The organism is Streptomyces longispororuber (assembly GCF_024448165.1).
Classification (GTDB): Bacteria; Actinomycetota; Actinomycetes; order Streptomycetales; family Streptomycetaceae; genus Streptomyces; species Streptomyces longispororuber_A.
The window spans coordinates 1-10499 of the sequence record NZ_JAMOLN010000107.1 but is presented as its reverse complement, the minus strand read 5'-3'; the positions used below and the strand labels follow the sequence as shown (position 1 = coordinate 10499).

The following is a 10499-nucleotide window of genomic DNA, read 5'->3' as shown; positions in this document are numbered from 1 at the left end:
CCGTCACCATGACCACTACTGCAGAGTCCAGTTCAACGGATCGGGCCAGCATCCTCCTGGTCGACGACATGGAGGACAACCTGGTCGCCCTGGAGGCCGTCCTGGGATCGCTCAACGAGCCGCTGGTGCGGGCGCGTTCCGGCGAGGAGGCCATGAAGGCGCTGCTGCGTCGCCGGTTCGCCGTCGTCCTCCTGGACATCCGGATGCCGGGCATGGACGGCTTCGAGACGGCGACGAACATCAAGCGCCTGGACCAGACGAAGGACACCCCGATCATCTTCCTGACCGGAACGGACGCGGACGCCGGCTATGCCTTCCGCGGCTACGCGACCGGTGCCGCCGACTATCTGACCAAGCCCTTCGACCCCTGGGTGCTGCGCGCCAAGGTGACGGTCTTCCTCGATCTGCACCGCAAGAACCAGCAGCTGGAGCGGCTGCTCGCGCGCGAGCAGCAGCAGTTCGACGCGCTGACGGCCCGGATGACGTCGATCGAGCGCGAGCTGGGGCAGAACCCGAACCCCGAGGTCCGGGCCCTGCGCCATGACATCTCGCAGATGGAGGAAACGCTTCGGACGATGAGACGCCCCTAGGGGCGCCTCGTCGTCCGGGCCTCAGCCCTCCCGCGTCCCGGAGTACATCTCGTCGAGCAGTCCCTTGTAGGCGCGCTCGACGACGGGACGCTTCAGCTTGAGGCTGGGCGTCAGCTCGCCGTGCTCGATGTCGAGGTCGCGGGGCAGCAGCTTGAACTTCTTGATGGTCTGCCAGCGCTGGAGCCCCTGGTTGAGCTCCTTCACGTAGCCCTCGATGAGCTGCACGGTGGCGGGGGCGGCCACGACGTCGGCGTACGTCTTGCCGTCGAGCCCGTTCTCCTTGGCCCAGTCGAGGATGGCGGGCTCGTCGAGCGAGATGAGCGCGGTGCAGAAGTTCCGGTCGGCGCCGTGCACCAGGATGTTGGAGACGTACGGGCACACGGCCTTGAACTGGCCCTCGACCTCGGCGGGCGCGATGTACTTGCCGCCCGAGGTCTTGATCAGGTCCTTCTTGCGGTCGGTGATCCGCAGGTACCCGTCGACGGACAGCTCGCCGATGTCGCCGGTGTGGAACCAGCCGTCGCTCTCCAGTACCTCGGCGGTCTTCTCGGGCAGCCCGTGGTAGCCCTCCATGATGCCGGGGCCGCGCAGCAGGATCTCGCCGTCGTCGGCGATCCGCACCTCGGTGCCGGGCAACGGCTTGCCGACCGTGCCGGTGCGGTACGCCTCGCCGGGGTTCACGAACGAGGCGGCGCTGGACTCGGTCAGTCCGTAGCCCTCCAGGATGTGGACGCCGGCGCCCGCGAAGAAGTAGCCGATCTCGGGCGCGAGCGCGGCCGAACCGGACACGCAGGCCCGCAGCCGCCCGCCGAACGCCTCCCGCAGCTTGCTGTACACGAGCGCGTCGGCGACCTTGTGCTTGGACGCGAGACCGAAGGGCACCGAGCTCACGCCGGTCCTGCGGAAGTTGTCCTGGCTGACCTTCGCGTACTCGCGTGCGACACCGGCCGCCCACTGGAAGATCTTGTACTTGGCATTGCCGCCGGCACGCGCCTTCGCGGCGACGCCGTTGTAGACCTTCTCGAAGATGCGCGGCACGGCGGCCATGTACGTGGGCTGCACGACCGGCAGGTTCTCGATGATCTTGTCGACGCGGCCGTCGACGGCGGTGACGTGCCCGACCTCGATCTGGCCGCTGGTCAGCACCTTGCCGAAGACGTGCGCGAGCGGCAGCCACAGGTACTGCACGTCGTCCGGGCCGACGAGGCCGGTCGAGGCGATGGCCCTGGCCATGTACGACCAGTTGTCGTGCGGCAGCCGCACGCCCTTGGGCCGCCCGGTCGTGCCGGAGGTGTAGATGAGGGTGGCGAGCTGGTCCTTCTGGATCGCCCCGACGCGGTCCTTGACGACGTCCGGGTTCTTCTCCAGGTGGGCGGCGCCGCGGGCCTCCAGGTCCTCGAGGGTGAGCAGCCAGCCGTCGGGGTCGGCGGCGTCCGGCTCGACGCCGGTCGCGTCGATCACGACCACATGGCGCAGCTCGGGCAGCTCGGCGCGCCGCTCGCGGGCCTTGGCGAGCTGCGCGGCGTCCTCGGCGACGAGCACCTTGGACTCGGAGTCGGCCAGGATGAACGCCGACTCCTCCGCGTTGGTCTGCGGGTAGACCGTGGTGGTCGCGGCGCCCGCGCACATGATGCCGAGGTCGGCGAGGATCCACTCGACCCGCGTCGAGGCGGCGAGCGCGACCCGCTCCTCCGGCTGCACGCCGAGCTCGACGAGTCCGGCGGCGATGGCGTAGACGCGCTGCGCGGCCTGCGCCCAGCTCAGCGACTTCCAGTCGTCGGGCCCTTCACCGGAGGTCACGGGCACTGGATACCGGTAGGCCTCGGCGTCCGGCGTGGCCGCGACGCGTTCCAGGAAGAGAGACGCCACGGAGGGCGGACGGTTCTCGATCAGGGTCTGGGTGTCGCTCACGACGTCCTCCGGGGCCCGCGACAGTGCGGCTTGTTCCTAGGCGGCTTGGTCATACGGGGCTTGTTGAATCGCAGCTTGTTTAACTGGCGAGTAACTAGCAAGCAGTGATCAGGGTAAGGGTCACTCGCCCGCCGCGTAAGAGGCTCCGGCACTCAACTTCGACCGGGCCGTCCCAGGAGCCTCCGCCCACACAGGGCCCACACAAAAAAGGTGGGCCCGCCACGCATGTGCGTGCCGGACCCACCGCTCGTTCGGTGCGGAGCGTTACTTCTTGCTCTTGCCGCCACCGCTGTCGTCGCTGGACAGAACCGCGATGAAGGCTTCCTGCGGCACCTCGACGGAGCCGACCATCTTCATGCGCTTCTTGCCCTCCTTCTGCTTCTCCAGCAGCTTCCGCTTACGGGAGATGTCACCGCCGTAGCACTTGGCGAGGACGTCCTTGCGGATGGCGCGGATGGTCTCGCGGGCGATGACCCGGGAGCCGATCGCGGCCTGGATCGGGACCTCGAAGGCCTGCCGCGGGATCAGCTCGCGCAGCTTGGCGACGAGCCGGACGCCGTAGGCGTAGGCCTGGTCGCGGTGCGTGATGGCGGAGAAGGCGTCGACCTTGTCGCCGTGCAGCAGGATGTCGACCTTGACCAGGTGCGCGGTCTGCTCGCCGGTGGGCTCGTAGTCGAGCGAGGCGTACCCGCGCGTCTTGGACTTCAGCTGGTCGAAGAAGTCGAAGACGATCTCGGCGAGCGGCAGCGTGTACCGGATCTCGACCCGGTCCTCCGACAGGTAGTCCATGCCGAGCAGCACGCCGCGCCGGGTCTGGCACAGCTCCATGATCGACCCGATGAACTCGGACGGGGCGAGGATGGTGGCGCGGACGACCGGCTCGTAGACCTTGTCGATCTTCCCCTCGGGGAACTCGCTCGGGTTCGTGACGACGTGCTCGGTGCCGTCCTCCATGTCGACGCGGTAGACCACGTTCGGCGCGGTGGCGATCAGGTCGAGACCGAACTCGCGCTCCAGGCGCTCGCGGATCACGTCGAGGTGCAGCAGGCCGAGGAAGCCGACGCGGAAACCGAAGCCGAGGGCGGCCGAGGTCTCCGGCTCGTAGACCAGCGCCGCATCGTTGAGCTGCAGCTTGTCGAGGGCGTCGCGCAGCTCGGGGTAGTCCGAGCCGTCCAGCGGATACAGACCCGAGAAGACCATCGGCTTCGGGTCCTTGTAGCCGCCGAGGGCCTCCGTCGCGCCGTTGTGCAGGGAGGTGATCGTGTCACCGACCTTGGACTGGCGGACGTCCTTCACACCGGTGATGAGGTAGCCCACCTCGCCGACGCCGAGGCCGTCGGCCGACAGCATCTCGGGCGAGTTCGTACCGATCTCCAGCAGCTCGTGCGTCGCGCCGGTCGACATCATCCGGATCCGCTCGCGCTTGTTGAGCTGGCCGTCGATGACACGGACGTACGTGACGACGCCGCGGTACGAGTCGTAGACCGAGTCGAAGATCATCGCGCGGGCGGGCGCGTCCTTCACGCCGACCGGGTTCGGGATCTCGGCGACGACCTTGTCGAGCAGCGTCTCGACGCCCATGCCGGTCTTCGCGGAGACCTTGAGCACGTCCTCGGGCTGGCAGCCGACGAGGTTCGCCAGCTCCTCGGAGAACTTCTCGGGCTGGGCCGCAGGCAGGTCGATCTTGTTGAGGACCGGGATGATCGTGAGGTCGTTCTCCATCGCCAGGTACAGGTTGGCGAGGGTCTGGGCCTCGATGCCCTGGGCGGCGTCGACGAGCAGGATCGTCCCCTCGCACGCGGCGAGCGAGCGCGAGACCTCGTACGTGAAGTCCACGTGGCCCGGGGTGTCGATCATGTTCAGGATGTGCGTATTGCTCTTGTCGTGGGTCGGGGCCCACGGCAGACGCACGGCCTGGGACTTGATCGTGATACCGCGCTCACGCTCGATGTCCATCCGGTCGAGGTACTGAGCACGCATCTGCCGCTGCTCGACCACTCCGGTCAGCTGGAGCATCCGGTCGGCGAGCGTGGACTTGCCGTGGTCGATGTGCGCGATGATGCAGAAATTGCGGATCAGAGCCGGGTCGGTACGGCTCGGCTCGGGCACATTGTTAGGGGTCGCGGGCACGCAGGGTCCTGTCTCTTGAGGCGCCGTTTGCCTCAGGTCGGCCTCGGTTGGGATCGATACGTAGCTTCCATGGTCCCACGGCCCGGGGGCTGGGCACGGTTTGGGCCGGTGGGAGTACGGCTGGTACCGTGGGCAGCTGTGTCTCATGCCCTCTCAGCGCGAGGCACACACTCAGTGAAAATCACCGGTACGGGACCTTCACCGGCCCCGTGCCTGAACCTGCAAAGGCTCATTTCGTGGCGAACATCAAGTCCCAGATCAAGCGGATCAAGACCAACGAGAAGGCTCGGCTGCGCAACAAGGCCGTCAAGTCCTCCCTGAAGACCGCGATCCGCAAGGCCCGCGAGGCCGCTGCCGCGGGTGACGTCGAGAAGGCCGTCGAGGCTCAGCGCGCTGCCGCGCGTCAGCTCGACAAGGCCGTCTCGAAGGGCGTCATCCACAAGAACCAGGCCGCCAACAAGAAGTCGGCGCTTGCTTCCAAGGTCGCTGCCCTCAAGGCCTGAACCTGACCTGATTTGACGCCGGTGGGACCCGGGCGGGCCCTCTCTCATCCGCCCCCGACCGGCACCCCGAGCCGCACGCGACTGCGTTCGCCACGCGGGTGCGGCTCATGTGATGCGTGATCCGGAGCCCCGCCTCGATGAACTTCGAGGCGGGGCTCTGGTCTGTCCGGGTTCCGCTCAGCCCGGCTTCCCAGCCCGTCCGGCACTTGAGGACGAGGGCCGCTACTCTCCAGCCCGTCCGGCGCTTGAGGACGAGGCCGAAGGCCGACAGCGGGGGTCTGGGGGCGCAGCCCCCAGGGACGGGACGGGAGACGACGGGAAGCGACGGAACGGGACAGGTCCGCGGGGGCGGAAAACCCCTACGCCCGCCCCTGCGCCCGAGCAGCCCGGGCAACGGCGACGACCGCCTTCTCCAGGGCGTACTCAGGATCGTCCCCCCCACCCTTGACCCCGGCATCCGCCTCGGCCACGGCCCGCAACGCGACGGAGACCCCGTCCGGAGTCCACCCCCGCATCTGCTGCCGCACCCGATCGATCTTCCACGGCGGCATCCCCAGCTCCCGCGCGAGATCGGCCGGCCGGCCCCCGCGCGCGGACGACAGCTTCCCGATGGCCCGCACCCCCTGAGCCAGCGCACTGGTGATCAGCACCGGCGCGACCCCGGTCGCGAGCGACCACCGCAACGCCTCCAGCGCCTCGGCGGCCCGCCCCTCCACCGCCCGGTCGGCCACGGTGAAGCTGGACGCCTCGGCCCGCCCCGTGTAGTACCGGCCGACGACGGCCTCGTCGATGGTCCCCTCGACGTCGGCGGTGAGCTGGGCCGCGGCGGACGCCAGCTCCCGCAGATCGCTCCCGATGGAGTCCACGAGCGCCTGGCACGCCTCGGGCGTGGCGGACCGCCCGAGCGTGCGGAACTCTCCGCGCACGAACGACAACCGGTCCGCCGGCTTGGTCATCTTGGGGCAGGCGACCTCCCGGGCCCCCGCCTTGCGGGCCGCGTCGAGCAGCCCCTTGCCCTTGGCGCCGCCGGCGTGCAGCAGCACCAGAGTGATCTCCTCGACGGGTGAGCCGAGGTATGCCTTGACGTCCTTGACGGTGTCCGCCGACAGGTCCTGCGCATTGCGCACGACGACGACCTTGCGCTCGGCGAACAGTGACGGGCTCGTCAGCTCGGCGAGCGTGCCCGGCTGCAGCTGGTCGGGGCTCAGATCGCGCACATCGGTGTCCGCGTCGGCCGCGCGCGCGGCCGCCACCACCTGCTGCACCGCGCGGTCGAGCAGCAGGTCCTCCTGGCCCACCGCGACGGTGAGGGGGGCGAGTGGATCGTCGTTTGCAGTCTTCCTGGCCATCGCGGACAAGCATCCCACGCACCACTGACAACCCGGCCGGGGCCGGGGTCGTCCGGGGCTAGGGCTCCTCGCGCCACCCGTCCCACTCGCCCGCGAACGCGTCCAGCTCCTTGGCGTCGAGCCGGCCCTCCGGATCCTCGACGACCAGCAGCCACTGCGCGTCCTCGGCGTCGTCCTCACCGGCCAGCGCGTCCCGTACGAGCTGGGGCTCCTCGGTCACCCGGAAGCGCTCCCCGAGCGCTTCGGCGGCCTCCTCCGCGGCGTCACGGTCGGGCAGCACCAGTACGTGTCTCACATCGCTCACGGCACCATCTTCGGGCACGTCGGCGGCGGGACCGCACGGGGTCAGTCCTTCGGCACGATCTGCACGTCGAGATCGATCCTGACGCTGGAGCCGACCACGGCGATGCCGCGCGCCAGCATGGTCTGCCAGCTGACGGTGAAGTCGTCGCGGTGCAGCTCGACGGTGGCGCGGCAGGCGGCGCGGGTCTCGCCCTCCATGCCGTTGCCCAGGCCCAGGTACTCCGCGTCCAGGGTGACCGTGCGGGTCACGCCGTGCAGCGAGAGCGCACCGGTGATCGCCCAGCGGCTGCCGCCCTTGTGCACGAAGCGCTCGCTGTAGAACTCCAGCGTCGGGAAGCGCTCGACGTCGAGGAAGTCCGCCGACCTGAGGTGGTCGTCGCGCATCTTCACGTTCGTGTCGATGGACGAGGCGTCGATGACGACGTGCATCGCGGACTGCTCGATGCGCTCGGCGACGCGCAGGGCCCCCGCGAAGGTGTTGAACCTGCCGTGGATCCGGGCGAGCCCGATGTGCCGCGCCGTGAACGCGATCGAGGAGTGCATCGGCTCGATCTCCCAGTCGCCCGGCTGCGGCAGCTGCGGCGGCGGAGCGACCTGGAGCGTCACGTCACCGAGCGGGGCGTGCCCGCTCTCGGTGACGGTGGCGCTCCCCCGGAACGGCGCGTACCCCTCCGCCGAGACGGCGAGCCGGTAGTCCCCGGCGGGCACGGCCGCCATGAACGAGCCGAACGGGTCGGTGCCCCCGCTGACCACCTTGCGCCCCATCGCGTCGCTCACCGCGAACTCGGCGCCCCGCACCGGTTCGTTGACGGGATCGAGGACGCGGCAGCTGAGCACCCCCGCACTGGGCGGCACCGTCACCGCCGCCAGGGGACTTGTCCGTTGAGCCCGGTTCGTACGGTTTCCCAGCCAGCGGCCGAACATGAACTACCCACCCCAGTGCGCCTTGACGGCTGTCATTGCTACTTGAACGAAGAAGCATTCGACCACCGTTGCGGCTTTCGAGGCAACACGAGCCCACATCGCGGGAATGGAACGGTAGGTGCAGCACTGCCCACGACCGCACCGAATTCATCCTTCCGGTTAGCGTTTGGCCAGCTCAGAGGCATTTCTACTCACGGGTAGCAACGGTTCCGACACAGTCCGCCGACCGGTCCGGCCGCGGTCGCCGGGTCCCGTCACCCACAGCCCGCGCACCACCACGGACGGCCACGCGCGGCGCCGCCAGCACCACGGCTCCTCTCCCGCACGGCACCCGGCCCGTGCCCACAGCGACGGATCAGCGATCGAAATGCGCCACCCCCAAACCGTCTCCGCCCCATCCGTCGCCGTCCCATCCGTCTCCGTCCCGCCCCTGGCCGCCCTTCGCCGCTCGGTCCCGTCGCCCGCCCCCACCCACGACCGCGATCGCGCCGTCCCGATCCGTCCGCAGCACCGCCGCGCCCCCGGCCCGCAGCGCCGCCACCGTGCGCGGCGCCGGGTGCCCGTACGGGTTGTCCGCCCCGCAGGAGATCAGCGCGAGGCGGGGCGCGGCCCGCCGCATCAGCTCCGGGTCCTGGTACGCCGAACCGTGGTGGGCGACCTTGAGCACGTCCACCGGAGGCAGTCCGACCCCCGGCCCGCTCCTCGACAGAGCCCGCTGCGCCGCCGGTTCGAGGTCGCCGAGCAGCAGCATCGTCAGCCCGGCCACCCGCACGAGCAGGGTGACGCTCGCGTCGTTCGGCCCGTCCGGGGCCGGCGCCGGGCCGGGCGGCGGCCACAGCACCCGCCAGTCGAGCGGCCCCGCCCTGCGCCGCTCCCCGGCCCTCGCCCGGACCACCGGCACCCCGTGCGCCGCCGCGAGCCGCCGGACGAGCGCGGCCTGGTCCGCCGGCTCCGGGAACCCCGTCGTCTCGATCGCCCCGACGGACCGCCCTCTCAGCACCCCGGAGAGACCCGCCACGTGGTCCGCGTGGAAGTGCGTGAGCAGCACCATCGGCACCCTCGTCACACCCAGCGACCGCAGGCACCGGTCGACGAGGATCGGATCGGGCCCCGCGTCCACCACGACCCCGGTCCCCGCGCCCGCCGCGAGCACGAGCGCGTCCCCCTGCCCCACGTCACACATGACCAGGCGCCATCCCGGCGGCGGCCAACCGGTGATCACCCGGGCGAGCGGCGGCGGCTGCACCACCACCAGGAGCAGCAGCACCGCGCAGAGCCCACTGACCCACGGCGATCCGAGCACCCGGCGGCCCACCACGACGACGGCCACGGTGCCGACCGCGAGCAGCGCTCCCCCGCGCCAGCCGCCGGGCCAGTCCACCCCGCTGCCCGGCAGCGCGGCCCCGGTCCTGGCGATGTCCGCGATCCACCCGGCAGGCCAACTCGCGCACCACGCCAGCAGTTCCGCCACGGGCATCGCCACCGGCGCCGCCGCCAGCGCCGCGAACCCGAGCACGGTCGCCGGCGCGACGGCGAACTCCGCGAGCAGATTGCACGGCACCGCCACCAGACTCACCCGCGCCGCCAGGACGGCGACGACCGGCGCGCACACGGCCTGCGCGGCCACGGCTGCCCCGAGCGCCTCCGCGAGCCGCCCGGGAACCCCTCGCCCGCGGAGCGCCGCGCTCCACCGCGGGGCCAGGGTCAACAGCGCGCCGGTGGCGAGCACCGACAGCAGGAACCCGTAACTCCGCGCCAGCCAGGGGTCGTACAGGACCAGCAGCAGGACCGCGGTGGCCAGCGCCGGGATCAGGGATCTGCGCCTCCCGGTGGCGATGGCGAGCAGGGCGATCAGCCCGCACGACGCCGCCCGCAGCACACTGGGCTCAGGTCTGCACACGACCACGAACCCCAGCGTCAGCATCCCGCCGAGAACCGCGGTCGTCCTCAGCGGCAGGCCGATACGGGGTGCGAGCCCGCGCCGCTCGACGCGGTGCGCGGTGCCCGGTGGTCCGATCAGCAGGGCCAGCAGAATCGTGAGGTTGGCGCCGCTGACCGCCATCAGGTGCAGCAGGTCCGTCTCCTGGAACGCGGCGTGCAGCTCCGGTGTGACGCGTGCCGTGTCACCGACGACCAGTCCCGGCAGCAGCGCCCGCGCATCCGCGGGCAGCCCCTGCGTCGCTTCCCGCAGCCCCGCGCGCAGACTCCCGGCCAGCCGCTGCGGCCCGCTCGGCGCACCCACCACGCGCGGCCGCACCCCCTCTGCTACCCGCAACACCGCCGCGACCCGGTCACCGCCCCCGAGCGATGGCGCGAGACCGCCACGGACCCACACCCGCGTGGTCGGCAACAGGGCCGACCAAGGCCCACGCCCGGGCACGGAGACGTCGACCGCTCCGGCGCCACTGGTGCCGCTTTCGGTGCTCCCGGTGCCACTCTTGCCCTCAGAGTCACGGGTGCTCCCGGAGTCACGGGTGCTCCCGGTGCCACTGGTCTCGCGCGGCACGTCGACGATGACCAGCACCGGCGTCCGCGTCCGCCACTCCCGCCCGCCGCCCGACGCGGTCACCCGCACCACGTCCGCCTCGATCAGCACGGCGGTCGGCGCCGCGTGATCGCCCTTGATCCTCGGCCGGGTGAGCCGGGGATCGGAGGTGACCTCCAACTCCACGCCCACCCGCGCGTACTCCGCGGCGAGGCCCGGCACGGGGCCCCTGCGCAGATCGGCCCCGTGCATGCCCGCGGAGGCCGCCGACGCGGCGACACAGAGCAGCAGGACACCGGTACCG

At 70.9% G+C, this 10499-nt stretch carries 8 protein-coding genes; 2 read left to right on the top strand and 6 right to left on the bottom strand.

Features of this window, described 5'->3' with window-relative positions; translation table 11 throughout:
- Window positions 1-8 precede the first annotated feature (8 nt).
- Window positions 9-590, top strand: a complete 582-nt coding sequence (locus M4J07_RS27140; RefSeq protein WP_255975698.1) for a response regulator — start codon at window positions 9-11, stop codon at window positions 588-590.
- 21 nt (window positions 591-611) lie between these two features.
- Here M4J07_RS27140 and M4J07_RS27135 read toward each other — a convergent pair whose 3' ends face one another.
- Together M4J07_RS27135 and lepA are read right to left on the bottom strand one after the other, a co-directional pair.
- Window positions 612-2501 carry an AMP-dependent synthetase/ligase gene (locus tag M4J07_RS27135; RefSeq protein ID WP_255975696.1) on the bottom strand — a complete coding sequence of 630 codons (1890 nt, stop codon included), beginning with the start codon at window positions 2499-2501 and terminating at the stop codon, window positions 612-614.
- A 264-nt stretch (window positions 2502-2765) separates the two neighbouring features.
- The gene (gene lepA, locus M4J07_RS27130) at window positions 2766-4631 is read right to left on the bottom strand and encodes a translation elongation factor 4 (RefSeq protein WP_255975694.1); all 1866 of its coding nucleotides are present in this window, start codon (window positions 4629-4631) and stop codon (window positions 2766-2768) included.
- 236 nt (window positions 4632-4867) lie between these two features.
- Between lepA and rpsT the strand changes: the two genes are divergently transcribed.
- A complete protein-coding gene (gene rpsT / locus M4J07_RS27125; protein ID WP_255975692.1) occupies window positions 4868-5134 on the top strand; it encodes a 30S ribosomal protein S20 in 267 nt (88 codons plus the stop codon).
- A 359-nt stretch (window positions 5135-5493) separates the two neighbouring features.
- Here rpsT and holA read toward each other — a convergent pair whose 3' ends face one another.
- The 4 genes from holA to M4J07_RS27105 form a co-directional block, all read right to left on the bottom strand.
- Entirely contained in the window at window positions 5494-6483 is a 990-nt protein-coding gene (gene holA / locus M4J07_RS27120; RefSeq protein ID WP_255975690.1) for a DNA polymerase III subunit delta, read from the bottom strand.
- 58 nt (window positions 6484-6541) lie between these two features.
- A complete protein-coding gene (locus tag M4J07_RS27115) occupies window positions 6542-6787 on the bottom strand; it encodes a hypothetical protein (RefSeq protein WP_255975688.1) in 246 nt (81 codons plus the stop codon).
- A gap of 41 nt (window positions 6788-6828) precedes the next feature.
- Window positions 6829-7710: a YceI family protein gene (locus M4J07_RS27110; RefSeq protein WP_255975686.1), complete on the bottom strand. Its 882-nt coding sequence runs from the start codon at window positions 7708-7710 to the stop codon at window positions 6829-6831.
- A 355-nt stretch (window positions 7711-8065) separates the two neighbouring features.
- The gene (locus M4J07_RS27105) at window positions 8066-10486 is read right to left on the bottom strand and encodes a ComEC/Rec2 family competence protein (protein WP_255975736.1); all 2421 of its coding nucleotides are present in this window, start codon (window positions 10484-10486) and stop codon (window positions 8066-8068) included.
- Window positions 10487-10499 lie beyond the last annotated feature (13 nt).